Genomic DNA, 25,727 nt, shown 5'->3' with positions numbered 1-25,727 from the left:
AGCCGAAAAAGTCGATGCAACACCCACAATTATAAAAGGCACGGAGTGACAGGACGATGAACAGTTTGCGCAATATGTCGATCAGCCGACGCCTCTGGCTGATCCTGGTAGTCGCCGTGCTGATGCTGCTGACCTTGGGCGCGTTGATGCTCAAACAGATCCATGACGACCTCTACCAGGCCAAGCGTCAACAGACCCAGCACGTGGTGCAAACCGCCAGCGGCGTGTTGGGCTACTACCAGAACCTGGAAAAAACCGGGGTGCTCACCCGCGAAGCCGCGCAGCAGCAAGCCCTGAGCGCAGTGCGCGGCCTGCGTTACGACCACGACGATTACTTCTGGATCAACGATCTCACCCCCGTGATGATCATGCACGCGGCCAATCCCAAGCTGGACGGCCAGAACCTCTCGGCGATCCGCGATCCGGACGGGTTTGCGGTGTTCAACGAGTTCGTGAGCCTGGCCAAGGCCAAGGGCGCCGGCATCGTCAATTACCGCTGGCCGAAACCGGGGGCCGATGCGCCGGTGCAGAAAACCTCCTACATCCAGTTGTTCGCACCCTGGGGCTGGATTATCGGCTCGGGCGTCTACGTGGACGACGTGCAGGCCGAGTTCACCGTCCAGGTGTGGAAAGCCTCTGCCATCGGCCTGGGCATCGCGCTGATCATGGCCCTGCTGGTGCTGTTGATCGCGCGCAGCATCCTGCAACCGTTGCAGGCGGCGGTGAATGCCATGGGCAACATCGCCAGCGGTGAAAGCGACCTGACCCGCAGCCTCGATACCCACGGGCGCGACGAGGTCACCCAGCTGTCCCAGCACTTCAATACCTTCACCGCCAAATTGCGCCAGGTGGTCGGTCAATTGCAGGTGTGCGCCAACGCCCTGGGTGAGTCGTCCACCGAGTTGGGCCACAACGCCAGCCAGGCCCACGACCGCAGCCAGCAGCAGTCGCAACAGATGGAACTGGTGGCCACCGCGATCAATGAAGTCACCTACGGCGTGCAGGACGTGGCCAAGAACGCCGAGCACGCCGCCAGCGAAATGCGCGACGCCCAGGCCCAGGCGCAACAAGGCCAGGTCAACATCGACGGCAGTTTGCAGCAGATCGACCAGCTCTCCAGCACCATCAGCCAGGCCGTGGAGGTTATCCGCACCCTGTCCAGCGAGAGCACCCAGATCGGCGGCGTGCTGGAAGTGATTCGTTCAATTGCCGACCAAACCAATTTGCTCGCCCTCAACGCCGCCATCGAGGCCGCACGCGCCGGCGAGCAGGGTCGTGGGTTTGCCGTGGTGGCCGATGAGGTACGCTTGCTGGCCCAGCGCACGCAGAAATCCACGGCTGAGATCCAGGCGATGATCGAGCGGCTGCAGGGCCATTCGGAAGCGGCGGTCAAGGTCATCAGCGACAGCCACAGCGCCTCGCAACTGACCATCGAACAAGCCGGCCTGGCCGGTGCAAGCCTTAGTGCCATCGGCCAGGCGCTGCATAATCTCAACGGCCTGAACGCCTCGATTGCCAGTGCCACCCTGCAACAGGCGCATGTGGTGGAAGACATCAACCAGAACGTCACCCAGGCGGCCGGCTTGTCCCACAGCACCGCGCTGGCGGCTGAACAGTCGAGCGTGGCGAGCGCGCAATTGCGCGGCTTGAGTGAGCAGCTTGACGGGCTCTTGCGCCAGTTCAAAGTCTGACGCCCATGTCATGAGCACCCTGTGGGAGGGGGCAAGCCCTAATGCCAGCCAGTTAAGGCGACACCGAACCTGTGGCGAGGGAGCTTGCTCCCGCTGGACTGCGCAGCAGTCCCATTGTTTGGGGCCGCTTCGCGCCCCAGCGGGAGCAAGCTCCCTCGCCACAAGTTAGTTCTCGCTCCTGCTACTTCTTAACTGACCGGCATTAGGGCTTGCCCTCTCCCACATTTTTTTTCTGCATCAAACCAGGATCATTGTTGGGTCAATTGAGTCCACAACGCCGGCGCACCGGCTGCCTTGGCGATCGCGTCCAAGCGCGCGGCATGCTCGGCCAGGTCCTGCTCGCTGGCACGGATGATAGCCGTAGGCCTGCGATCAGCCGGCAGGCGACGAATCTCCGAGGGACGATTGCCCGAGCCTTCTGCCGAACCGTTGCCATCGGAGGCATTACCGGCCAGCGACAGGCTGGTCTGCCCACCGGTCATGGCCAGGTAGACCTCAGCCAGAATCTCGGAGTCGAGCAAGGCGCCGTGCAGTTCACGGCCGGAGTTGTCCACGCCGTAACGTTTGCACAAGGCATCGAGGCTGTTGCGTTGGCCCGGGTGACGCTCGCGGGCCATCATCAAGGTGTCGAGGATCGAGCAGTGCTGGGAAATATCCGCTCGATCCATCTGCCCCATCAGGGAAAATTCATTATTGATGAAGCCGACGTCGAACGCCGCGTTATGAATGATCAGTTGGGCGCCGTTGATGAACTCGAAAAACTCATCGGCCACTTCGGCAAAGCGCGGCTTGCCCTTGAGGAACTCGTCGGTGATGCCGTGGACGCCGATCGCGCCTTCGTCACTGTCGCGGTCCGGTTGCAGGTAGACGTGAAAGTGACGACCGGTCAGACGGCGGCCCATCAGTTCGACACAGCCGATTTCGATGATCCGGTGACCATCGGTCACCGGCATGCCGGTGGTTTCGGTATCGAGTACAACGGATCGGATGGCCATCAGGGTTCAGCTCTCAACGGTGTGGGGTGAGTCAAAGGGCGCGATGTTAACACGTCAGCCGGCTTCAGCTCTGCTTGTAGCCGCGCACTTCATTCACGCCCCTGTTGGCGAGCTGGTCAGCCCGTTCATTGCCGGGATGACCGATATGCCCACGCACCCATTTCCAGGTGATGTCATGCCGGTTGCATTGCTCGTCGAGCAATTGCCACAGGTCGGCATTCTTGACCGGTTCCTTGGACGCTGTTTTCCAGCCGCGCTTCTTCCAGTTGACCATCCACTCGTTGATGCCCTTCATCACATATTGCGAATCGGTCACCAGCAGGACGTTGCAGCGCCGCTTGAGCTCTTCCAGACCGCGAATGGCGCCCATCAGCTCCATGCGGTTGTTGGTGGTGTTGGCTTCGCCGCCCCACAACTCCTTCTCCACGCCCTTGCACACCAGCAATGCGCCCCAGCCGCCGGGGCCGGGGTTGCCCTTGCAGGCGCCATCGGTGAAGAGTTCTACGCTATCGGTCATCGGTTATTGAGCCTGAATCAAAAGAGGTTTTACGGTTCGCGCTGTTCGCGGTTGACCTTGGCCAGTGGCATCGGCACCAGCTTGGCGAGCGGTTCGCGGCGCACTTGCTGCACCGGCCGCAGCCCGACCGCGATCTTGCGCGCCACTAATAAATAGAAGCCCCCACCCGACAGTTGCCAGGCACCTGCGCGGCGTTCCCAGCCGGCGAGGCGCCCCTGCCATTTGGCGGACGCAAGCGGCGGACGATAGCACCCGAAGCGGCGTTTCTCCAGCGCGAAGCCCAGCAGGTTCAGCCAGTCGCCCACCCGTGAAGGCGCGATGCAGCGCGCCTGGCGCAGGCCGTCCTGGGCAAACGCGTGGCGCAGGCCCCAACTGCTCCAGGGGTTGATGCCGACAATCAGCAAATGGCCACCGGGACGCACACTGCTGGCGGCTTCGCGCAACAAGCCGTGGGGAGACAGGCAAAAATCCAGGCCGTGCTGCAACACCACCACATCGGCGGCGTGTTCGCTCAGCGGCCAGGCCTGCTCCTCGCAGACGATTTCCACACCCGGCAACGGCGCCCCCAGGCGTACATTGCGTTGTACCTGCGGTGCGCACGGCGGCGTTTCGGCCGACGGGCCGTAATGCACCAGATAGCCACCAAAGAACCGGCCCAGCTCGTCATCGAGCATGCGCCGCTCTTCATCCAGCAGAAATTGCCCAAGCGGCCCGGACAACCATTCGCGGGCTGCACCGATCAGGGCCAGCCACTCAGGATCGGCCTGGGCGAACGCTTTATCAGTCATTGCATTCTCCAACTCGCCTAGACGTTCTAAGATGCACCAATGTGTTCAGCTTGGCGAATCGAAGAATGATACAGATCAGTGCCCTGCCCGCCTTCACCGATAACTACATCTGGTTGTTACAGGATGAGCAAACCCACCGTTGCGCCGTGGTCGACCCCGGTGATGCCGCGCCGGTAATCGCCTGGCTTGAGCAGAACCCGGCCTGGGTACTCAGCGACATCCTGGTCACTCACCATCACCATGATCATGTCGGCGGTGTCGAGCAACTCAAAAAGCTCACCGGCGCCAACGTCTACGGCCCTGCGAACGAAAACATCCCGGCTCGGGACGTCGACTTGCAGGACAACGACCGCATCACCGTGCTCGGCTGGGACTTCGCCGTGTACGCCGTGCCCGGCCACACCCTCGGCCACATCGCCTACTACCATCAAGGCGTGCTGCTGTGTGGCGACACCCTGTTTGCCGCCGGTTGCGGTCGCCTGTTCGAAGGCACGCCGCAACAGATGTACGCGTCCCTGGAACGCCTGGCTGCCCTGCCTGCTGATACCTTGGTGTACTGCACCCACGAATACACACAAAGTAACCTCAAGTTTGCCCAAGCCGTGGAACCGGATAATGCCGACATCGCTGAACGAGTGGCAGAAGTCGCTCAATTGCGCGCCCGTGGCGAGATGACGCTGCCGTCCAACCTGGCCCTGGAAAAACGCACTAACCCTTTTCTACGCACCTCTGAAACATCCGTTAAACAAAAAGCGGACGAACGGAACGGACGCGACAACCGCTCTGGGGCCGAGGTGTTTGCTAGCTTGAGGGCTTGGAAAGATAAGTTCTAAGCAGACGCAATCTGATACGTAATTTCTGAATGGTTGACCGGAACCGAAGCGCTTTCTAGAATCGCCCGACATTTTTGCCCGGAACTTACTTCCAGCCAATGTCGTCATCTATTCGTAAATCCATTTCTTCAGACGCATTGACCCGCCTGGCTCAAGCCGTGGCGGTGGCCGTTTCCGCAACTCTGGCGGGCTGCCAATCGACTCATTACGCTGCACAATCCACCGTGCAACCCAAACCCAATCTTGCTGCCAAGATCAAGCAAAAACCTATTTGGCTCTCAGAGAAGCCCAGCCCCGAAGTGCCCCAGGATGTCTGGGAACGCATGCGTCGGGGCTTTCAATTGCAGGACGGCGTAGGGGTCAACCCGCGCATCGAGCAACAACGCCTGTGGTTCGCCAGCAACCCCTCCTTCCTGGAAAACGCCGGCGAACGCGGCAGCCTCTACATTCACTACATCGTCGAGCGCCTTGAAGAACGCAACATGCCCCTGGAGCTGGCGCTGCTGCCGGTGATTGAAAGTGCCTACAACCCAATGGCCTATTCGCGCAGCGATGCGGTCGGCTTGTGGCAGTTCATTCCGTCCACCGGGCGCTACTTCAACCTGCGCCAGACCCGCGCCTACGATGGCCGCCGCGATATCACCGCCTCCACCACCGCCGCCCTGGACTACCTGACCCGCCTGCATGACATGTTCAACGGCGACTGGCTGCTGGCCCTGGCGGCCTACAATGCCGGTGAAGGCACGGTGAGCCGGGCCATCGAGCGCAACGAGAAGCTCGGCCTGCCGACGGACTACTGGAACCTGCCGCTGCCCCAGGAAACCAAGGACTACGTGCCCAAATTCCTGGCGTTGTCCCAGGTGGTGCTGGCCCCCGAGGCGTATGGCGTCAACCTCAACCCGATTGCCAACACACCGTATTTCGAAGTGGTTGAAGTCAAGCAAAGCATGGACCTGTCCCGGGTCGCCGCGCTGGCGGAAATCGATGAAGACGAGCTGTTCCAGCTCAACCCGGCCCTGAAACAACGCACCACCCTGGACGGCCCCCAGCATTTGCTGGTGCCAACCTCCAAGGCGCAACTGCTCACCAGCACCCTGTCGACGATGAAGCCGGAAGAATTGTTGAGCATGCGCCCGAAAAAGCCGGTGTTCGACGAAGTCGAGACCAAGGCGGTGGCCGGGCGTACCCGCAGCTACAAGGTGCGCACTGGCGACAACCTCACGCTGATCGCCAAGGCCAACAAGGTCGATGTGCATGACCTGCAGCGCTGGAACAAGCTCAACGGCCAGGCGCTCAAGGTCGGCCAGACCCTGGTGATGCAGGACACGCGTAAAGCCGCCGCGACCAAACCGGTGCAGTACAAGGTCAAGAAAGGCGACTCGCTGTACATGGTCGCCAAGCGCTTCAACGTCGAGATGCAACATCTCAAGCGTTGGAACCCACGCACCGGCCAGGCGCTGAAGCCTGGGCAGATGCTGGTGGTTTCCGGGCCAAGATAAAGGCCTCGAGCACACCGGAAAACCTGATGTGGGAGGGGCTTGCTTTTTGTAGGAGCGAGCTTGCTCGCGAAGAACTCAGGGCCCTCGCGTTTATTCAGAATGAACGCGTCGCCTAGACGTTTTTCGCGAGCAAGCTCGCTCCTACAGTGAACCCTTTTCGCTTAACTGATTGGCATCAGGGTTTGCCCCTCCCACATTGAGCCTTCAGTGCTCTCAGCAGCCTTTTTCCATCCGGAACAAGCTGTTACTGTACCGATCATAAAGCCCAAGCCGCCCGGATCGGATCTCTGACTTGAAGCGTTCCCTCCTTCTACTAATAAGTCTGGCCTTGAGCTTTGCTGCGAACGCGACGATTACCGAGAGTCACGGTTACGCGCAGTTCGGCACACTCAAGTACCCGGCCAAATTCACCCATTACGATTGGGTAAACCCTGCAGCGCCAAAAGGCGGGACACTGCGGGTGATGGCCTTTGGCACGTTCGACACCCTCAACCCTTATACCTTCAAGGGCACCAGCCCGGTTTCCACTGGTAACTTCCTGCAGTACGGCGTCAATGAGCTGAACGAACCGCTGATGGTCGGCACCGGCCAGTACGCCCCTTCCGGCGATGAGCCGACGTCCAGCTATGGCCTGATTGCCCAATCGGTGGAATACAGCGAGGACCGCAGCTGGGTCGTGTTCAATCTGCGCCATGAGGCGCGTTTTCACGACGGGGCACCGATTACTGCCGATGACGTGGCGTTTTCCTACCGAACCCTGTTGACCGAAGGCCACCCGCAATACCGCACCAACCTGCAGGAAGTGGCGCGGGTCGACATCCTCAATCGCCATCGCATTCGTTTTGTGTTCAAGCGCGCCGGCAACCCGCTGTTGATCCTGCGCCTGGGCGAGTTGCCCGTGCTGCCCCAGCATTACTGGAAGAACCGCGACTTCAAGGCCACCACCTTCGAGCCGCCACTGGGCAGCGGGCCGTACCGCATCAGCAAGGTCACCCCCGGCCGCCAGCTGGTGTTCGAACGGGTCAAGGATTACTGGGGCAAGAACCTGCCGGTCAACCAGGGTTTGTATAACTACAACAAGGTCGAGGTGGAGTTCTACCGCGACAGCGACGTCGCCTTTGAAGCCTTCAAGGCGGGCGAATTCGACATTTATATCGAACACCAGGCCAAGAACTGGGACACCGGCTACCACTTCCCGGCGGTGAACCGCGGCGAGGTTATCAAGGCACAGATCGCCCACCGCATCCCCACTCAGAGCCAGGGCCTGTTCATCAACACCCGGCGTCCGGCCTTCAGCCAGACCCAGGTGCGCGAAGCCCTGGGGTTGATGTTCGACTTCGAATGGACCAACCGCACCCTGTTCAGCAATGCCTACAAACGCGCCTTGAGTTACTACCCCAACAGCGAATTTTCCGCCACCGGCGTCCCGGTCGGTCACGAGTGGCTGATGCTCTCGCCCTACCGCGACCAACTGCCTGCCAAGCTGTTTACCCAGGCCTTCAGCCTGCCGCAGACCGACGGTCGTGGCATCCCCCGCGACACCCTGCGCCGCGCCCTGGCCCTGCTCGGCGAGGCCGGCTGGAAGCTGTCCGACCAACGCCTGCTGAACCAGGACGGGCAACCGCTGCGCCTGGAAATCCTGCTGGTCAACCCGAATCTGGAGCGCATCCTGCAGCCCTATGTCGAGAACCTGATCAGTATCGGCATCGACGCGCACCTGCGCACCGTTGACCGTGCGCAGTACAAGCAGCGCCTCGACCAGTTCGACTTCGACATGATCCTGGTCACCCTCAACCAGACCCTCAGCCCAGGGCTGGAACAGTGGCAGTACTTCCATTCCAGCCAGGCTGCCATCAAGGGCAGCAAGAATTACGCCGGCATCGCCAACCCCGTGGTCGACCACCTGCTGGAACAACTGCTCGCGGCCCAGACCCGCGAAGAACAACTGGCCGCCGGCCGCGCCCTGGACCGGGTGCTGCTGTGGCAGCACTACAGCATTCCCAATTGGTACCTCAACTATCATCGCCTGGCGTACCGCAACCGGTTCGCCTTTGTCACCACGCCGCCCTACAGCCTGGGCTTGAGCGCATGGTGGCTGAAAGCTTCGGAGAAAGCCCAATGATGTCTTTGCGCAGTACTCTATTCGCCAGCCTGTTGCTGTGCAGCGCGGCCCAGGCCGCCCCGCAACATGCGTTGACGCTGTATAACGAGCCGCCCAAGTACCCCGCCGATTTCAAGCATTTTGACTATGTGAACCCCGACGCCCCCAAGGGTGGCACCTTCCGTGAGTCGGCCATGGGCGGCTTTGACAGCCTCAACCCCTACATCAGCAAAGGCGTGCCGGCAGACAATCTGCCGTTGATCTACGACACGCTGGCCATGCAGAGCCTGGACGAGCCCATCACCGAATACGGCCTGGTGGCCGGCAAGATCGAAAAGGCGCCGGACAACAGTTGGGTGCGCTTTTACCTGCGCCCCGAGGCGCGCTTCCATGATGGCCACCCGATCCGCGCCGAAGACGTGGTGTTCACCTTCCAGACCCTGATCAAGGATGGCACCCCGCTCTACCGCACTTACTACGCCGACGTGGATGAAGTGGTCGCCGAGGACCCATTGCGGGTGCTGTTCAAATTCAAGCGCACCAACAACCGTGAGCTGCCACTGATCCTCGGGCAATTGCCGGTACTGCCCAAACATTGGTGGGCCAGCCGGGATTTTTCCAAGGGCAACCTGGAAATACCGCTGGGCAGTGGCCCGTACAAGGTGGCTGAGGTCAAGGCCGGGCGCATGATTCGCTACGAGCGGTTCAAGGACTATTGGGCCAAGGACCTGCCGGTCGCCAAGGGTTTCTACAATTTCGATAACCGCATCACCGATTATTACCGTGACAGCACCGTGTCCCTGGAAGCCCTGAAGGCCGGGCAGTTCGATTATTGGCTGGAGTTCAGCGCGAAAAACTGGGCCAACGCCTACAACATTCCGGCGGTAGCCGAGGGCCGCTTGATCAAGGAAGAAATCCCCAACGGTAACCCCACCGGTATGCAGGGTTTCGTGTTCAATACGCGCAAACCGATGTTTCAGGATGTCCGGGTGCGCAAGGCCATCAGCCTGTTGCTGGATTTCGAATGGAGCAACAAACAGTTGTTCAATGGCGCCTATACCCGCACGCGCAGTTACTTCGAAAACTCGGAAATGGCCGCCACCGGTTTACCCGGCCCGGATGAACTGGCGATTCTCGAGCCCCTGCGCGACAAGATCCCTGCCGAAGTCTTCACCCAGTCCTTCGAGCCTTCCAAAACCGACGGTAGCGGCATGATCCGTGCGCAGCAGCGCGAGGCGTATCAGTTGCTGCAAGAGGCCGGCTGGAGGATCGTCGACGACAAGATGGTCGACACCACCGGCAAACCGGTCACCCTTGAGTTCCTGCTGGCCCAGACCGAATTCGAGCGCATCCTGCTGCCGTTCAAGCGCAACCTGGCCGATTTGGGCATCGACCTGGTGATTCGCCGGGTTGACGTGTCGCAGTTCATCAACCGCCTGCGCTCGCGGGATTTCGACATGCTGGTGGGCAGCTTTCCGCAATCCACCTCCCCTGGTAATGAGCAGCGTGAGTTCTGGAAGTCGTCCAGCGCCGACAAACCCGGCAGCCGCAACTACATGGGCCTGAAAGACCCGGCCGTCGACCAACTGGTCGAACAACTGATCGACGCCGACTCGCGCAAAAGCCTGATCGCCCACGCCAGGGCGCTGGACCGCGTGCTGCAGTTCGGTTACTACGTGATCCCCAACTGGCACATCAAGACCTTCCGTGTGGCGTATTGGGACCACCTCGGCCATCCGCAAGTCTCGCCGCGCTATGACGTCGGCACCGCCACCTGGTGGGCCAAACCCGACGTCAAACCGGCGATCCCCCTGGACACCACACAAAGCGCCGAAGCGGCGAGCGGAGGCGATTGAATGCTGGCCTATATTGTTCGTCGCCTGTTGCTGATCATCCCCACGCTGTTCGGCATTCTGCTGATCAACTTCGTGATCATCCAGGCCGCCCCCGGCGGGCCGGTGGAACAGATGATCGCCAAGCTCGAAGGCTTTGACGGCGCCACCAGCCGTATCGCTGGTGGCGGCGCCGAAGTCGCGGTGGCCGGTTCCAGCTATCGCGGCGCCCAGGGGCTCGACCCGGCGCTGATCAAGGAAATCGAGAAAATGTACGGCTTCGACAAGTCGGCGCCGGAACGCCTGTGGATCATGGTCAAGAACTATGCCCGGCTGGATTTCGGCGACAGTTTTTTCCGTGACGCCAAGGTCATCGACCTGATCAAGGAAAAGATGCCCGTGTCCATTTCCCTCGGGTTATGGAGCACCCTGATCATGTACCTGGTGTCGATCCCCCTGGGCATCGCCAAGGCCACGCGCCACGGCAGCCATTTCGATGTGTGGACCAGTTCGGCGATCATCGTCGGCTATGCGATCCCGGCGTTCCTGTTCGCCATTCTGTTGATCGTGGTGTTTGCCGGCGGCAGCTACCTGGACTGGTTCCCGTTGCGCGGGCTCACGTCCAACAACTTCGACGAATTGAGCTGGGGCGCCAAGGTGCTCGATTACTTCTGGCACCTGGCCCTGCCCGTGACCGCCCTGGTGATCGGCAACTTCGCCACCATGACCCTGCTGACCAAGAACAGCTTTCTCGACGAGATCAACAAACAGTACGTGGTCACCGCCAAGGCCAAGGGCCTGACCAACCATCGCGTGCTCTACGGCCATGTGTTTCGCAACGCGATGTTGCTGGTGATCGCCGGTTTCCCCTCGGCCTTCATCGGCATCTTCTTTACCGGTTCCTTGCTGGTGGAAGTGATCTTTTCCCTCGACGGCCTCGGCCTGATGAGCTTTGAAGCGGCGATCAACCGCGACTATCCGGTGGTGTTCGGCACGCTGTTTATCTTCACCTTGCTGGGGCTGATCGTGAAATTGATCGGCGACCTCACCTACACCCTGGTCGATCCGCGTATCGACTTCGCCAGCCGGGAGCATTGAGATGAACCTGTCCCCCCTCAATCGCCGCCGGTTCGAGCGGTTCAAGGCGAACAAGCGTGGCTGGTGGTCGCTGTGGCTGTTCCTGATCCTGTTCGGGCTGAGCCTGGGCGCCGAGTTGATCGCCAACGACAAACCGCTGGCCGTGCACTTCGACGGCGACTGGTACTTCCCGGCGCTCAAGCGCTACCCGGAGACCACCTTCGGCGGCGAGTTCCCCCTGGAAGCCAACTACAAGAGCCCGTATATCCAGGAATTGCTCAAGGCCAAGGACGCCTGGACCTTATGGGCACCGATCCCGTTCAGCTACCAGAGCATCAACTACGACCTGAAAGTGCCGGCCCCGGCGCCGCCGTCCAGCGTCAACCTGCTGGGCACCGATGACCAGGGCCGCGATGTACTGGCGCGGGTCATCTACGGTTTTCGCGTGTCGGTGCTGTTTGCGCTGACGCTGACCGTGCTCAGCTCGATCATCGGCGTGATCGCTGGCGCCCTGCAGGGTTTCTACGGCGGTTGGGTGGACCTGGCCGGGCAACGTTTCCTGGAGATCTGGTCCGGGTTGCCGGTGCTGTACCTGTTGATCATCCTCGCCAGCTTCGTGCAGCCCAATTTCTGGTGGCTGCTGGGCATCATGCTGCTGTTCTCGTGGATGAGCCTGGTGGACGTGGTGCGTGCCGAATTCCTGCGCGGGCGCAACCTGGAGTACGTGCGCGCGGCCCGTGCACTGGGCATGCAGAACGGCGCGATCATGTTCCGCCATATCCTGCCCAATGCGATGGTCTCGACCATGACCTTCATGCCGTTCATTCTCACCGGCGCCATCGGCACCCTCACCGCCCTGGACTTCCTGGGCTTCGGCCTGCCGGCCGGCTCGCCGTCACTGGGTGAACTGGTGGCCCAGGGCAAATCCAACCTGCAGGCGCCGTGGCTGGGCATGAGTGCATTTGCCGTGCTGGCGATCATGTTGAGCCTGCTGGTGTTTATCGGCGAGTCCGCTCGCGATGCCTTCGACCCGAGGAAATGAGATGAATCAGGACAATCTGATCGAAATCCGCGACCTCAGTGTCGAGTTCGTTACCGGCGAGCATCACCATCGCGTGGTCAATAACGTCAGCTTCGATATCAAGCGCGGCGAAACCCTGGCCCTGGTCGGCGAAAGCGGCTCCGGCAAATCGGTGACCGCCCATTCGATCCTGCGCCTGCTGCCCTACCCGTTGGCGCGGCACCCGTCCGGCACCATCGCCTACGCCGGGCAAGACCTGCTGACGCTCAAGGAAAAGACCCTGCGGCACATTCGCGGTAACCGCATCGCGATGATCTTCCAGGAGCCGATGACCTCGCTGAACCCGCTGCACTGCATCGAAAAACAGATCAACGAAGTGCTCGGCCTGCACAAGGGCCTCACCGGCAAGGTCGCTACGCGGCGCACCCTGGAACTGCTGGAACTGGTGGGCATCCCCGAGCCGCACAAACGCCTCAAGGCATTGCCCCACGAACTCTCCGGCGGCCAGCGCCAGCGGGTGATGATTGCCATGGCATTGGCCAACGAGCCGGAACTGCTGATCGCCGATGAGCCCACCACTGCCCTCGACGTGACGGTGCAATTGAAGATCCTGGAACTGCTCAAGGAACTGCAGGCGCGCCTGGGCATGGCGTTGTTGCTGATCAGCCACGACTTGAACCTGGTACGCCGGATCGCACACCGGGTGTGCGTGATGCAACAGGGCTGCATCGTCGAACAGGCCGATTGCGAGGCGCTGTTCCAGGCGCCGCAACACCCTTACACCCAGGAATTGCTGGCGGCGGAACCCAGCGGCGGGCCGGCCACCAACGCCGCCGGGCCACCGCTGTTGGAAGTGGACGACCTGAAAGTCTGGTTCCCGATCAAAAAAGGCTTTTTGCGCAACACCGTCGATTACGTCAAGGCCGTGGACGGCATCAACTTCAGTCTGCCCCAGGGGCAAACCCTGGGCATCGTCGGCGAAAGCGGCTCGGGCAAGTCCACCCTGGGCCTGGCGATCCTGCGCTTGATCGCAAGCCAGGGCGGCATTCGCTTCGAAGGCCAGCAACTCGACCGCCTCACCCAGCAACAGGTACGCCCGTTGCGCCGCGAAATGCAGGTGGTGTTCCAGGACCCCTTCGGCAGCCTGAGCCCCCGCATGTGCGTCAGCGAGATCGTCGGCGAGGGCTTGCGCATCCACAAGATGGGCACGCCCGCCGAGCAGGAGGCGGCGATTATTGCCGCCCTCAAGGAAGTCGGCCTGGACCCGGAGTCGCGGCATCGCTACCCCCATGAATTTTCCGGCGGCCAGCGTCAGCGCATCGCCATCGCCCGCGCCCTGGTGCTCAAACCGCGCCTGATCCTGCTGGATGAGCCGACGTCGGCGCTGGACCGTACCGTGCAACGCCAGGTGGTGGAACTGCTGCGCGGTTTGCAGGCCAAGTACAACCTGACCTACCTGTTCATCAGCCATGACTTGGCGGTGGTCAAGGCGCTGAGTCACCAGTTGATGGTGGTCAAGCAGGGTCAGGTAGTGGAGCAAGGGGATGCCGGGGCGATTTTCGCCAACCCACAACACCCCTATACTCGGCAATTACTGGAAGCAGCCTTTCTGGTGCCTGCTTAACGTCGGAGCCCTCGCCATGTCGTTGAACACTCGCGCTCACCCTTCGCACTCGCCGCGCTTCTGGCGCGATGAGCGCTTGCCGTTCATCGAGGCGCGCACCATCGCCGACGGACGCAAGGTGACGTATACGCGGCATGCCCATGAACATTTTTCCATTGGCGCAATCACCCGCGGGCGCAGCTATTACCACCATGGCGCGCAGACCTACCAGATCAGCGCCGGCACTGTGGTGTTGATGAACCCCGGCGACGTGCATGCCTGCAATCCTATCGAAAACGAGCATTGGTCCTACCATATGCTCTACCTCGACACGCCCTGGCTGACCGACCTGCAGCATCAACTGGGCTTCAGTACCGACCAGGGTTACCGCCCGTTCAACACCCCACACACGCGGGACCCGTCGTTGTACAACGGCTTGCTGGCGTTGTACCGCCTGTTGGTGGATGAGCGGGCCGAACTGCTGCACAAACAGAGCGCGCTGGTGAGCTACTTCAGCGAGGTGCAGCAGCGCCTGAACCCTTCGCTCGCACCGGTACGGGAGGTCAATCACAAGTTGGAGCGGGCCGCCGACTACATCCGTGAACACTGCACCGAGGCCCTGAAGCTTGAGGACATTTGCCAGGCGGCCGAGTTGTCGCCGTCTTATCTGATTCGTGCCTTCAAGCAGTATTACGGGCTCACGCCCCATGCCTTTCTGGTCAATCGCCGTATCCAGTTCGCCCGCACCCAGCTGCGCCATGGCGAGCTGATCGCCGACGTGGCCCTGGCCGCAGGCTTTGCCGACCAGGCGCATTTCCAGCGTGCGTTCAAACAGCATTTCGCCGCCACGCCCGGGCAATACCGCGAAATACTCAAGCCATCAGCAAATAACCCACACTGGCCACCAGCAACGCGGCCATCGAGCGGTTGAATACCCTGACACCCTGGGGATTATGCAGGTAGCGCCGCAGAAACGTTCCGGCATAGGCCCAGCACGCCACCGACAGGTAGCAGATCACCAGGTAGAGGCCGGCGAACAACCAGACTTGCCCGGCATCGCCGTCCGCCGCAAACAGTCCCATCCCCGCCACACAGGCCAGCCAGGCCTTGGGGTTGAGCCACTGCATGATCGCGCCGTACACCATCGATGGCGCCGTGGCGGCGCCATCGGCCTGCAACTGGCCATTATCCACGGCGAGCTTCCAGGCCATGTACAGCAAAAAGGCCACCCCGCCCCACTGGATCAACTGGGTCAGGATCGGCCAGCGCAGCAGCACCTCGTGCAGGCCCAGGCCGATCAGTATCAACAGCAACGTGAAGCCGAGCGCAGCGCCGAACACGTGCTTCTGGCTGGCGGCAAACCCGAAGCGCGCGCCGCTGCTCAGGGCGACCACGTTGACCGGCCCTGGCGTAATGGAGGTGGCGAGGGCGAACGCCGCCATGGAAATGATCAAGCTCATTGCAGTTCCTTTTCGTGATGCCAGACGGATGGCATCACGCTATAGGCTGGAGCGAACGTGGTATTGAACAAAATGCCCCTCAAGCTGCGCGAAGCATCCCGGCTCAGCGCTGCGCGGGAATCCGGATATCGCCGCTGCGGCACTGGCTTTTCACACTGCGCGGGCAACCGGCGAAGGCCAGGTCCTTGGTCAGGCATACCCGCACTTCAGACAGCACTTTGCCTTTGCAGATGACGGCCATCCCGTGATTGCCCATGCGTGGGTTACTGTCGCGAAACAGCGCCTCGATCTCGCTGGCTGCTAATGACGACGGCGTATTGAACGGCTGCAGTTGTGGCGGAATGACCACCGCCCCCAGTGCCGTATCGGTTTTCTCCAGGTATTCCAGCGGCACGAGCCCGCTGCAGGTGCCGTGCTTGGCCCATTCATGCTTGAGCAGCGCCTGGGTGGGAAACAGCGTCGCGCCCTTGCGCATTTCCTCGTTGGTCAATCGCACGTCAGGGGCACAGGAGGCCGGCCACCCGCCTCGCGCGTACTGCGGCCACAAGCCATGCAGGACAAACCCGTAGCCTTTGCCCGAACACTGTTCATTGTTCGGGTGTGTCAGGCAAAACGTCGGCGACCATGACAGCGACAATACATAGAAATCAAAGTCCCCCGGCAGCCCTTGGCTGCGCGGCGCTGCCGTTGCGCCAGTGATGATCAGCAGCCACCCCACCATCCAGTATTTCATCGCGATATCCGTTTAAACAAAGTGAATCACCACGCTATCGCGACGGCTAGGGATGTTGAGAGTAACGTTGTAGCACCTTGTCCAGGATTCGATCCGTCTTCAGCGCCTCGATCGCCAGCGAAGGGTGCTTGGCTTCCCCACGGATATGGGCATTCATCGCAAGCACGTGGTGCCATTGGATGTGCGCATGACAAGGCACTTCCAGCACCTCATCGGACTCCCCTTCCAGACGCAGCGGCTGGTCTTCGAATACCGAGAACGTGATGCGCCCATGACTGCCGATCAGCTCGACCCGGTCTTCGCGGCGGTCTGCCACGAAGTTCCAGCAGCCCATGCCTAACGCACCGTTGGCAAAGGTCCAGCAGGCGGTCACTGCATCTTCCGCCGCGTAACGCCCGGCCTGCCGCGCGGTGAAGCCCGACACTTCGACGATATCTCCCGCCAGGTACTGGAACAGGTCGAACCCATGGCTGGCCAGGTCGGCAAAATAACCGCCGCCGGCAATCGCCGGATCCGTGCGCCAATTGGCGGGATTGGTGTCGGCCTCCGCTGCGGGCTTGCATAGAGTCCAGGTCAGGTGGCGTAGCTCGCCGATACGCCCTTCCTGCAACCAGCTGCGCACTTGCTGGAAGCGTGGCAATGAGCGCCGATAGTAGGAGACGAACAGGTGCAGCCCGGCGCGCTCGAAGGTGCGTTGCATCAATGCGCTCTGTTCGGCGTTCAACGACATGGGCTTTTCGACGCAGCAATGCTTGCCTGCCGCTGCCACCATCAAGCTGTACTCCAGGTGGCTGTCGGGTGGCGTGGCGATGTACACCGCGTCCACCTCGGGGTCGTCGATCAGGGCCTGGGCGTCGGTATAGAAGCGGGCAATGCCATGGCGTGTCGCGTAATCGCGCACGGCGTCCTCGCGCCGCCCCATCACGGCCACCAGGGCGGAGCCTGGCGCTTTGTAGAAAGCGGGTCCACTCTTCAATTCAGTGACACTGCCACAGCCGATCATGCCCCAACGTACGGTGCTCATCTGCTCTCCTCGTTCGTTTATGTCAATCGGGCAGTATCCACATACACACCCTGGCGCGCCATAACCACTTAGCATGACAATTGCATTACACTTTTATGACAAAGATTTCGTTACAGGCACAGATGATGAAAATACGGGCCACGGTCATATGCGAACACGAGGGGCATATCCTCTTCGTGCGCAAGGCAAGATCGAAATGGGCGTTGCCGGGCGGTAAGGTCGAACGCGGCGAACGCCCAGTGGGCGCGGCAGAGCGCGAGCTGGAAGAAGAAACGGGGTTGAACGTGGACGGCTTGCTGTACCTGCAGGAGCTGAAGGCCCGCGACACCCTGCACCATGTGTTTGAGGCCTCGGTGGTGAACATCGACGAGGCGCGGCCGTGCAACGAGATCGTCGACTGCCAGTGGTACGCCTACAACGCTCTCGATGAATTGGACACCACTGACGCCACACGGCACATCGTCAAATCCTTCCTGCGCCGCCTCTGACGCGACGGCTTGACAGGCGAGCCGTGCTGCCACTGCTGTGCACAGGGTCAAATTCAAGGCAAAAAAATCCCAAGTAGCTGATGGAAACTTGGGATTTAAAAATGCATAAACCGTGGGAGGTGAACGCACGGCTATAGTAGCGATTGCAAAAACACGTCACAAGATTGTTTTCTTCCTTTCGTCGGAATGGAAGCGTCGTAAGTCATTCAATAACCACATGTTTTTTAAGGAAAGAGGCTAATTTGTGCCACTTTTTGGTGCAAGTTAGGGGCAAGGCTTTGAACTTAATCCGCTTATAAAAAAGGGTTATTAGTTATTCCACTTTCACAGTTTTCAATAACGGTTTGTTCAATCGCCTGCATGCGCGCTGCAGCGCCCAACACTCCAGCACGAAGTTGCGCAAGCTGTCAGCTAATCGGGGCTTAGGCGCTCATGAAGTCAGTATGCCCTGCTTTTTTCGTAGCGAACGTCATCACCCTCAACACGGCCGGCCCTCAGCCACCCCAGGCGCTGATAGAACCCATTAGCGCGGACTTCATCGCGGCCATCAGTGACCAGGTACACGCGCTCGTGATGCACAAACAACGCGGCCTCGGCCACCGCCATCAACCGCCGGCCCAGGCCCAGGTTCTCGTGGGAAGGCAACACGAACATCGCGAACACCTCGCCGGTCTCAAGATCAACCATGGAAAAGGCCGCTGCCTGGCCGTCCACTTCCGCGACCCATGCGCACGGGGCTGCGCGCAGCGCGTCGGCCAGTACCTGCGGCGTAATCCCCAGATCAGCCATCTGTTCAACGCTCAAATGGTTTTGCACCACCGAGGTACGAATTTTAATGAGCGTGTCGAGGTCTTCGACGGTCGCCACTCGAATAAGCACTTGCATACATGCCTCCTGATCAAGCACGCGATTGTATGCAAATACTTACACAGCATTTGTCGTGGATTTGTAAACCACTCGGCAGCACGGTAGGAAAAACGCTTACTTGCGCGCCACTTTATAGCGCACGCAATCCTGGTAGAAACTCTGGCGAATCGCCTCGGGTTTGAGCCGTGAACGGCTGTCATAGGTCTGCTCGGTAATGCCCATGGCCATCATGCGCATCCACGATTTGTTGAACTTGATGGACTGGATCTTCTGCCGCGCGGCGTACAGCGACACCCCCGAAAGCTTGAGTTCCTGGGCCCTGGCAGCCGTGCCTGCGCCCCAACTGCACATATACTTGTCGCCCTCGCGCAACTCCCGAGCCTGCACGGCTGCCGCGCCGCCGGCCAGGGAACAGGCAATCAGCATGATTCCAACAGTGCGCATTAGCTTCCTCACCTAACCACCTGAAATAAAAGTGATTCTGGCGAGAATTTTGTTACAGAGGGGCCATCAGATTGCCCTATCTCAGGCCCATGCCACTACCAACAGGCCAGCGCCCAACACCAGACACAGCGGCGAATAAAAGTAGGTGTCCAGCCTGGCGAACCTTGAGCCCACCACCTTTTTGAAAAACCCCACCAGCTCCGAATCCCCGATCGCCCGGGCAAACATCACCACAGCAATCGCACTGATCCCCCATTGCAGCGCCCCATGGGACACCGGCGAAAAATACAGCCCGGCGCGCAGACAGACGAGCAGCGCAATCGCCACCAGCCCCATGGCGACCAGAAAGGTGCCCAGCGCCGAGGGTTTGAACGCCGGCCTTGGCCCGCTGGCGAATTCGCCCGGTAATTGAGGAATGGCGGCCAGGCTGCCGAGTTTGCCACCCGCGGCCCAGTACAGATGCACCATGCTGATGCAGGTGAAAATGGCGACGATCCAGCGCGCGATGACGAAGCTCATGGCGGGCTCCTCACAGAAATGTGCGATGAGGATAGTCGCCCTGAAGGTTTCTGCAGGTATTTCGTCGGCGGAGCGGGCGCGCCGCACAAGCCCGCGCGCTCATTTCCCAAAGGTTGACCCGCGCTCTACTTGAGGCTTGCCTCAACCTTGCGCGCGACATCGTCCGTCAGCCACGCCTTCCACACGTCTGGATGCTCCTTGAGGAACGCCTGGGCGACGTCCCTGGGTGCTGTGTGATGCTCGCTCATCGCTGCCAACGCTTTGTTGAGCGGCTCGATGGGAAACTCGACCTTCTCAAAGAACTCGGCGATCTGCGGATGCTCCTTCTGGAACGGCGTAGACACGCCGATGCTCAATTTCGAGGCCAGCGAGCGCGTCGGCTTGGGATCAGGATTGTCCGCATCCGTCAGCGTCTTCCAGGCCTCGGCGTCGAACGGCGGCTCTTGCAACTGAATCAATTTATAGCGGCCCATCAGCGGCGTGGGCGACCAGTAGTAGAACAGCACCGGCTTGCCCCGGCGGATCGACGACGCAATCTCGGCATCCAGTGCCGCCCCCGAGCCGCTGCGAAAGTTCACGTAGCTGTCGTCCAGGCCGTACGCCTTGAGCTTTTGCTTGTTGACCACTTCCGAGGTCCAGCCGATGGGGCTGTTGAGAAAGCGCCCTTTTCCGGGAGACTCAGGGTCCTGGAACACATCCTTGTAGCGCGCCAGGTCGTTTACGCTTTTCAGGTCAGGGGCCAGGGGCTTGATGTTTTTGCTCGGGTCTCCCTTGACCACGTATTCCGGCACCCACCAGCCTTCGGTGGCGCCCTTGACCGTATCGCCCAGGCCCACCACCTTGCCTTCAGCCTCGGCCTTGACCCAGACGGGGCTGCGGCCCGCCCACTCTTCACCGATCACCTGGATGTCGTTCTTGGCCAGGGCGGTTTCCAGGGTGATGGTGGTACCGGGCAAGGTGTCGGTGGGCAAGTCGTAGCCCTTCTCGACAATGAACCGCAGCACCTCGGTGATCAGGCTGCCGCTTTCCCAGTTCAGGTCGGCAAAGTGCACCGGCGCCTGGGCGGCCGATACCGGCGTTGACGCCAGTGACAGGCCCAGGGCCGTCAACGATGCAGCCAGCAGTGTTCGTATTCCTTTCATCCCCTCGCACCTCGCGATATCGCAGCCATCAGCGGACGGCTTTGCTGCTAAGCGCGAAGCCTCTGAATAGTTAAGTCAACTCAACTGTAGTAGAGGTTCCGGAAGATAAAAGAAGTTCGCCGTGACGATATTTATTCGCTGGCCTTGAACGTCACCAGTTCGCCCTTGCGCCACTTGGCGGCTTTGCCTGTCACGGCCTTGAGGGTTTTGGTCAGGCCTTCCTGCAGCTGTTCGTGGGCAGCAAATACCAGCATGACGCTGTGGCCTTCCTTGAACACAATCCCCTCGCCCTCGGCCGATGACACAAACGCGTAGTCGCCCAGGCCATATACGGTCAACTTGATATCGCGGAATTTCAGTTCGAACTTGCCACCTTCGCGGCTGGGCAATACCGCCGCGCGAAAATGGTCGCCGACCTTGAGTTCCAGGCGTGGCTTGTCGTCCACCACCAACGCCGCTTCGGTATCGATCTCAGCGATGTAGATACCTTCCGGTGTCTGCTCGGTGACGTAGACAAAACGAGATTGAAACTGCTTGACCAACTTTGCGCGCAAATCACCCAGCACGAATAACGCGTGCATATCCAGATTACTGACTGCCAAGGAAACGCCCCCACATCGAAATAGCACTGACCGCTTGAGCGGGCAGCACAAAAAAACGGCCGTTACGGCACGATCACAGACTCGTTAAAAACCTGAAGAACCTCATAAGACCCGTACAGATAAGCGCGGTGGCCCTTATGCGAGGTCATCCGGCAATACAGCAAATCACAGGTTCAACGACCCGAGAATACGGGTCGAACAACTTCAGAGAATAACCCGATTAAAAACGCAGTTTTCCGACACGCATCACAAAAGAAAACACCTGGGCATGGAACCAGGCGCGCGCCGCCAACGACAATACTAAAACAGTAACACTAGTCAAACCACCCGAAACGTGGCGGCTATATCAACAAGGTCGATCGACAGGAGCTGAGCATGCTACGACGTCAACACGACGATACGTCCTTCCACTCGCATTCATCATGTCCAGGCGAACCGCAATACTACTGCTTACCTACGCCCGATGGGTACTCCCATTCCGTGCTTTATCGCGTTGTGCCAGCCGGACGGAATTTTTTCCATATCCAGGAAGTGACCAGCGGCAGGATAAAAGGCTTTCGCAGCGATCACACCAAGGCTTGTGCACTGGCCAAAGCCCTGGAAGCCAACTTGTATAGCCTGCACGGCACACTCGTTTCGTCACCTGGCTGACTTTACTGCACAGCGGCCCTTCAACAACTGCCATACTGACCCGTCCATTGGAGTTTGCCCCGTGCGGGTCAGGTTTCATCAGTGCAGTTACCTTGAAGAGAAGCCTATACGTGACGGAATTTGATATTGGCGAATTTTTTATCCATGGCGATGCCAGGGAAGTAGACGGTGAGTTCCAAGCGGTCATCATCATGCGGGCCAAACCGCCGTTGACCACAGTCACAGCGCATCAGGTAGAAAAAGACCGCTGGTTCAAAACTGTCGACGCTGCGGCCATCGCAGCGAAAGAAGCCGCCAAGGAGCTGAAAGCCGCCGTGGATTCAGGCGCACTCAGTTCTTGATAATCCGATAGAACTCTGGCGTGCCATACCCCTCACATGCAGGACGATGATCAGCCCGCATGGAGAATGTTATGGACACCACCACCCCGACACTTGAAACCCTGTTCGAACAACTAGGCCTGGATTCCAGCCAGGAAGCCATCGAACGCTTCACCGCCGAACACCGTTTGCCGGATGACGTCAAACTCATCGACGCGCCGTTCTGGAGCGAGCAGCAAGCGGCCTTCCTCAGAGAACAATTGCATATCGACGCCGAATGGGCGCCTGCGGTCGATGACCTCAACGCCCTGCTGCACGAGTCTCCCGCCGTTTGATGCAATGCAGGCTGCCTGATTGCTCCGGCGCATCAGCGCTTGCCAGGCAGCCTTGCATTCCTGCGCCTCCTCACGGCTGGTGAAGGTGGTGCCGCGTCGTATCGTTATCGCCCTGGCTTTGCACCTTGCGGCTTGTAGCCCAGGCGCAAACCACCCCAATGGCGCCCCTGGACCATGATCGGCACCGACAAGTCGTGCATCAGCTCGCCGGTATCGCGCGTGTAAGTCTGCAGCAACATGGGCTGTTGATGGCTACCGCAGCGTATGCCGGTACGATCGTCAAACTTGCGCTTGGTGCGGTTCTGCACTGCATCCACTTGGTCATCCCCGGTCAAGGCGTGGGAAAACGCTTTGTTATGCGTCGGCACGTAGCCCTGTTGGGTGCAGGCGATGGCAAACACCAAGCCTTCATGACGTGGCAACAGCGCCTCTTGAATGGCGGGCAACACCTGGTCGGTGTAAGCGTCAAACCGGGTTTTATATTTGCTCGGGCGCGTGTTCGCAATCAGCGTGTAGTTGCAGTCAAACAGATCCTCGAGGCTGATCCGGCGGCCCAGCACATCCGCCTCGAACTGTTCGGCAATGCGCCTGGCGCCTTCGCGTGCCAGGTCGTAGATACGCTGGTGATAGTCATCCAGGCCGACTTGCGCCAGGCGCTCGCTGATGGTTTCCGCCTGCCCTTCCATTTGCACAGCGGCGTCGGCGAGCTGGCGGGTTTGCTGATCGCTTACCGTGAGGTCGCTGCGCATCTGCTCCACGGCGTGAAACAGGCTGTCGAGTTGCGTGCGATTGGTGTCGGTGCCCTGGGCGATTTCACTGACTTGGGTTTCCACATCCGCCGCCAGGCTGGCGATGCTCGCCAGGTGTTCGCCTGCAGATTCCACCTGTTCAACACCGGTGTGCAGGTCCGCCGACAGTTGGCGAATCTGCTCCACCACCTGGGCGGTACGTTGCTGGATGTCAGCGACCATTACCCCGACTTCATCCGTGGCCGTGGCCGTACGGCCAGCGAGGCCGCGCACTTCATCGGCGACCACGGCAAAGCCACGCCCATGTTCACCGGCCCGCGCCGCCTCGATCGCCGCGTTCAGCGCCAGCAGGTTGGTCTGGCTGGCAATAGACTGGATCACCAGCGTCACACGCTGGATTTCCTCGCTGCGCTGGCTCAAGGCTTCGATCAGCTCGCGGCTGGCATCGGCACGCTGGCTGAGTTGATGCATGCGGGTGATGGACTGCACCAGCACTTCACGGCCTTCGCTGCTGCGCTGATGGGCTTGGCTGGCCGCGCCCAAAGCCTGGCGGCTAAGCTGGGAAGTGACCTGTTCGGTGCTGATCATCACTTGCGCGCTGCTGACGATCTGTTGGGAGGCGCCCAGCTGCGACTGCAAACGCGCCGCCAGTTGCTTGACCGAATAGGCCACGCCCGCAGCGGAGAGTGCGTTATGGCTGGTGGTATAGGACAGATCGCGCGTCAGCTCGCCAATCGCATCGCTGGCCGCAGCGTGCGCCACCCCAGGTTTGGGACTTTTCAGGCGGGGTAGCCAGATCACCAGCAAGGCCAGCGGCAGGCACACATAGAGTGGCAAGCGGGTAAACGCCAGGCCCAGCAGTAGCAGCACCAAGGCGGCGCTCTGCGCGAGCGGTGTGAGCCAGCCGGGCAGCACGCGCGCCACCGATTGCGGTGGCACTGCTGCGCCCGTCAGAGATCCGTCTCCAGCCATTGTCGTTACCCCGCTGCTTGTCGTTATTGTGTCTGCATTAAACGCCACTATCGGGCCATTATCCATGGGCCTTTAGTGCAAGTGCATGCAGTAGATCAATAACCAGGGCGTAACGAATAATTCTTTGGGGAGCCGGGCATGCGGCCCCCCGTGCAGCGCATCAGGCTTGACGCTGGTGCTTGTCGATCTGCTCGTGGCGCTCTTGCGCTTCGATGCAGTATTTGGTGGTGGGGCTGATCAGCAGGCGCTTGAGGCCGATAGGCTCGCCGCTGTCATCACACCAGCCAAAGGAATCTTCCTTGATACGTTCCAGGGCACGCTCCAGTTGCGGCAACATGCGCTGGTCGCGATCGATGGCATTGACCAGCCAGGTGCGCTCTTCTTCCACGGAAGCAGCGTCAGCCGGGTCGGCAGGCGTGTCCAGGCTTTCAATGGCGATACGGTTCTGTTCAATGCGCTCGTGGTGTTCCACTTTCATGTCTTGCAGCAACTTCTCAAAAAAAGCGTGCTGTTCGGCATTCATGTAGTCATCCGCCGGCATGGCCAGCAACTTTTCCTTTGTCATTGATTTCTCTATAAAAAATACGTGCATTAAGGCGAATAAGGGAGCGTTCCGGCCGACCTCTGCAGGTCTCGGAAAGGCGCCATCCGTTCCAAGCGCCACCCGGCACTCAATTTACGAGGGGCGGCAGTCTAAGGCCGACTTGAAGGCGCAGCAACTGAAATGACAGGCATTTTTCCCGATCAACCCCCAAAAGCACCAGGACGGGCTTGGCGAACGGTCATCGGAGTGCGTTTATAGCAAGAAATTCAGTCCAGGTGAGCTATATAGAAGACAAACGGTTGAACAAGCTGGCGCATTACTCAATGTGGGAGGGGGCTTGCTCCCGATTGCGGAGTATCAGTCGCCATCTGTTTGACTGAGCCACCGCCATCGGGGCATAGGTATCTACACAACTTTGGCGTAGCCCTGAACCTGTGGCGAGGGAGCTTGCTCCCGTGGCGACCTGGCGGCCTATAGCTATCTGACTGATGCCGCGCGATCCAAATGTGGGAGGGGCGGTGCGACGATTCGACTTGCCCCCGATGGCGGCCTGACAGCCGACCAGGATGTTGGATCAGAGCGAGTACATATCCGTTGCTGCGGTAACGGCGGCTTAGGGTTCCGCCCTTACGGCGTCTCACTTTTGAAAAGCGCAAAAGTAAGCAAAACGCTCTTGCCCCACCACTCGGCACCTCGCCTAGGCTCGGTGTGCCCGTAATCCGACAGTGATTTGGGGGGCCGCCGCCACGCGCCATCCATGGCGCGGGGCGGCTAAACCGGCATCCCTGCCGGTTTACCCCCCAAATCACTATCGGATTACGGCCAGCGTGGTTTAACGGGGCGCTCAAGATCAAGAGCAAGATCAAGAGCGGCTCGCTTCGCATCGTGGTTACCGTAGGCTGCTACAAAGTTGTGTAGAT

At 60.2% G+C, this 25,727-nt stretch carries 25 protein-coding genes and 1 pseudogene; 12 read left to right on the top strand and 14 right to left on the bottom strand.

Translation table 11 applies throughout. The annotated features are described in order from the left end of the window. Nucleotides 1-56 precede the first annotated feature (56 nt). A complete protein-coding gene (locus C4J88_RS12755) occupies nt 57-1,691 on the top strand; it encodes a methyl-accepting chemotaxis protein (RefSeq protein ID WP_124366925.1) in 1,635 nt (544 codons plus the stop codon). Nucleotides 1,692-1,939: 248 nt separating this feature from the next. Here C4J88_RS12755 and dnaQ read toward each other — a convergent pair whose 3' ends face one another. From dnaQ to C4J88_RS12740, 3 genes are all read right to left on the bottom strand, one after another. After that, nucleotides 1,940-2,680 carry a DNA polymerase III subunit epsilon gene (dnaQ, locus tag C4J88_RS12750; protein ID WP_164485286.1) on the bottom strand — a complete coding sequence of 247 codons (741 nt, stop codon included), beginning with the start codon at nt 2,678-2,680 and terminating at the stop codon, nt 1,940-1,942. A gap of 70 nt (nt 2,681-2,750) precedes the next feature. Next, nucleotides 2,751-3,203 (bottom strand): ribonuclease HI, encoded by a 453-nt coding sequence (gene rnhA / locus C4J88_RS12745; protein ID WP_124407111.1) that lies wholly within the window; start codon nt 3,201-3,203, stop codon nt 2,751-2,753. A 29-nt stretch (nt 3,204-3,232) separates the two neighbouring features. Beyond that, complete coding sequence (locus C4J88_RS12740; protein WP_124362727.1) at nt 3,233-3,991, bottom strand: class I SAM-dependent methyltransferase; 759 nt, start codon at nt 3,989-3,991, stop codon at nt 3,233-3,235. A gap of 65 nt (nt 3,992-4,056) precedes the next feature. Here C4J88_RS12740 and gloB point away from each other — a divergent pair, with 65 nt between their 5' ends. From gloB to C4J88_RS12700, 8 genes are all read left to right on the top strand, one after another. Beyond that, nucleotides 4,057-4,824, top strand: a complete 768-nt coding sequence (gene gloB, locus C4J88_RS12735) for a hydroxyacylglutathione hydrolase (RefSeq protein ID WP_124407110.1) — start codon at nt 4,057-4,059, stop codon at nt 4,822-4,824. A 98-nt stretch (nt 4,825-4,922) separates the two neighbouring features. Next, nucleotides 4,923-6,323 carry a transglycosylase SLT domain-containing protein gene (locus C4J88_RS12730; protein ID WP_124362725.1) on the top strand — a complete coding sequence of 467 codons (1,401 nt, stop codon included), beginning with the start codon at nt 4,923-4,925 and terminating at the stop codon, nt 6,321-6,323. A gap of 292 nt (nt 6,324-6,615) precedes the next feature. Beyond that, complete coding sequence (locus C4J88_RS12725) at nt 6,616-8,445, top strand: extracellular solute-binding protein (protein WP_124407109.1); 1,830 nt, start codon at nt 6,616-6,618, stop codon at nt 8,443-8,445. Then, nucleotides 8,442-10,280, top strand: a complete 1,839-nt coding sequence (locus C4J88_RS12720; RefSeq protein ID WP_124407108.1) for an extracellular solute-binding protein — start codon at nt 8,442-8,444, stop codon at nt 10,278-10,280. The genes C4J88_RS12725 and C4J88_RS12720 overlap by 4 nt, the downstream gene beginning before the upstream one ends. Continuing rightward, nucleotides 10,281-11,354, top strand: a complete 1,074-nt coding sequence (locus C4J88_RS12715; protein WP_124362722.1) for a microcin C ABC transporter permease YejB — start codon at nt 10,281-10,283, stop codon at nt 11,352-11,354. A gap of 1 nt (nt 11,355) precedes the next feature. Beyond that, nucleotides 11,356-12,375, top strand: a complete 1,020-nt coding sequence (locus tag C4J88_RS12710; protein ID WP_124362721.1) for an ABC transporter permease — start codon at nt 11,356-11,358, stop codon at nt 12,373-12,375. A gap of 1 nt (nt 12,376) precedes the next feature. Next, nucleotides 12,377-13,978 carry an ABC transporter ATP-binding protein gene (locus C4J88_RS12705; protein WP_124407107.1) on the top strand — a complete coding sequence of 534 codons (1,602 nt, stop codon included), beginning with the start codon at nt 12,377-12,379 and terminating at the stop codon, nt 13,976-13,978. A 16-nt stretch (nt 13,979-13,994) separates the two neighbouring features. Beyond that, nucleotides 13,995-14,888 carry an AraC family transcriptional regulator gene (locus tag C4J88_RS12700; RefSeq protein WP_124407106.1) on the top strand — a complete coding sequence of 298 codons (894 nt, stop codon included), beginning with the start codon at nt 13,995-13,997 and terminating at the stop codon, nt 14,886-14,888. On the opposite strand, the gene C4J88_RS12695 is transcribed toward C4J88_RS12700, so the two are convergent. The 3 genes from C4J88_RS12695 to C4J88_RS12685 form a co-directional block, all read right to left on the bottom strand. Continuing rightward, nucleotides 14,830-15,417 carry a LysE family translocator gene (locus C4J88_RS12695; protein WP_124366916.1) on the bottom strand — a complete coding sequence of 196 codons (588 nt, stop codon included), beginning with the start codon at nt 15,415-15,417 and terminating at the stop codon, nt 14,830-14,832. The genes C4J88_RS12700 and C4J88_RS12695 overlap by 59 nt on opposite strands. Nucleotides 15,418-15,520: 103 nt before the next feature. Further along, the gene (locus tag C4J88_RS12690; RefSeq protein ID WP_124407105.1) at nt 15,521-16,150 is read right to left on the bottom strand and encodes a ribonuclease T2; all 630 of its coding nucleotides are present in this window, start codon (nt 16,148-16,150) and stop codon (nt 15,521-15,523) included. A gap of 46 nt (nt 16,151-16,196) precedes the next feature. Then, entirely contained in the window at nt 16,197-17,174 is a 978-nt protein-coding gene (locus C4J88_RS12685) for a Gfo/Idh/MocA family protein (protein WP_124407104.1), read from the bottom strand. 125 nt (nt 17,175-17,299) lie between these two features. Here C4J88_RS12685 and C4J88_RS12680 point away from each other — a divergent pair, with 125 nt between their 5' ends. Continuing rightward, complete coding sequence (locus C4J88_RS12680; RefSeq protein WP_124365144.1) at nt 17,300-17,662, top strand: NUDIX hydrolase; 363 nt, start codon at nt 17,300-17,302, stop codon at nt 17,660-17,662. A gap of 438 nt (nt 17,663-18,100) precedes the next feature. Here the strand turns inward: C4J88_RS12680 and C4J88_RS12675 are convergent, their stop codons facing one another. From C4J88_RS12675 to C4J88_RS12655, 5 genes are all read right to left on the bottom strand, one after another. Then, entirely contained in the window at nt 18,101-18,547 is a 447-nt protein-coding gene (locus C4J88_RS12675; RefSeq protein ID WP_124366913.1) for a GNAT family N-acetyltransferase, read from the bottom strand. Nucleotides 18,548-18,643: 96 nt separating this feature from the next. Continuing rightward, nucleotides 18,644-18,973 carry a hypothetical protein gene (locus tag C4J88_RS12670; protein WP_124407103.1) on the bottom strand — a complete coding sequence of 110 codons (330 nt, stop codon included), beginning with the start codon at nt 18,971-18,973 and terminating at the stop codon, nt 18,644-18,646. An 81-nt stretch (nt 18,974-19,054) separates the two neighbouring features. Next, on the bottom strand, nt 19,055-19,492 hold the full coding sequence (locus C4J88_RS12665; protein ID WP_124407102.1) for a DUF3995 domain-containing protein: 438 nt from the start codon (nt 19,490-19,492) through the stop codon (nt 19,055-19,057). Between the two features lie 125 nt (nt 19,493-19,617). Then, the gene (locus tag C4J88_RS12660) at nt 19,618-20,634 is read right to left on the bottom strand and encodes an ABC transporter substrate-binding protein (protein ID WP_124407101.1); all 1,017 of its coding nucleotides are present in this window, start codon (nt 20,632-20,634) and stop codon (nt 19,618-19,620) included. Nucleotides 20,635-20,765: 131 nt separating this feature from the next. Further along, complete coding sequence (locus C4J88_RS12655; protein ID WP_057725140.1) at nt 20,766-21,236, bottom strand: hypothetical protein; 471 nt, start codon at nt 21,234-21,236, stop codon at nt 20,766-20,768. A gap of 761 nt (nt 21,237-21,997) precedes the next feature. On the opposite strand from C4J88_RS12655, the gene C4J88_RS12645 reads away from it, so the two are divergent. Then, the gene (locus C4J88_RS12645; protein WP_124362709.1) at nt 21,998-22,228 is read left to right on the top strand and encodes a hypothetical protein; all 231 of its coding nucleotides are present in this window, start codon (nt 21,998-22,000) and stop codon (nt 22,226-22,228) included. 71 nt (nt 22,229-22,299) lie between these two features. Beyond that, nucleotides 22,300-22,542, top strand: a complete 243-nt coding sequence (locus C4J88_RS12640) for a DUF2789 domain-containing protein (protein WP_124407100.1) — start codon at nt 22,300-22,302, stop codon at nt 22,540-22,542. On the opposite strand, the pseudogene C4J88_RS28065 reads toward C4J88_RS12640, so the two are convergent. From C4J88_RS28065 to C4J88_RS12630, 3 genes and pseudogenes are all read right to left on the bottom strand, one after another. Continuing rightward, nucleotides 22,508-22,701: pseudogene (locus tag C4J88_RS28065) on the bottom strand (hypothetical protein). The gene C4J88_RS12640 and the pseudogene C4J88_RS28065 sit on opposite strands and share 35 nt — an antisense overlap. Further along, nucleotides 22,647-23,879: a methyl-accepting chemotaxis protein gene (locus C4J88_RS12635; protein WP_372238015.1), complete on the bottom strand. Its 1,233-nt coding sequence runs from the start codon at nt 23,877-23,879 to the stop codon at nt 22,647-22,649. The pseudogene C4J88_RS28065 and the gene C4J88_RS12635 overlap by 55 nt, the downstream one beginning before the upstream one ends. A 544-nt stretch (nt 23,880-24,423) precedes the next feature. Beyond that, the gene (locus C4J88_RS12630) at nt 24,424-24,828 is read right to left on the bottom strand and encodes a TraR/DksA C4-type zinc finger protein (RefSeq protein WP_003191666.1); all 405 of its coding nucleotides are present in this window, start codon (nt 24,826-24,828) and stop codon (nt 24,424-24,426) included. Nucleotides 24,829-25,727 lie beyond the last annotated feature (899 nt).

Origin of the sequence: Pseudomonas sp. R4-39-08, from assembly GCF_003852275.1 — a bacterium.
GTDB lineage: Bacteria > Pseudomonadota > Gammaproteobacteria > Pseudomonadales > Pseudomonadaceae > Aquipseudomonas.
This window is presented reverse-complemented; position numbering and strand designations above follow the sequence as displayed.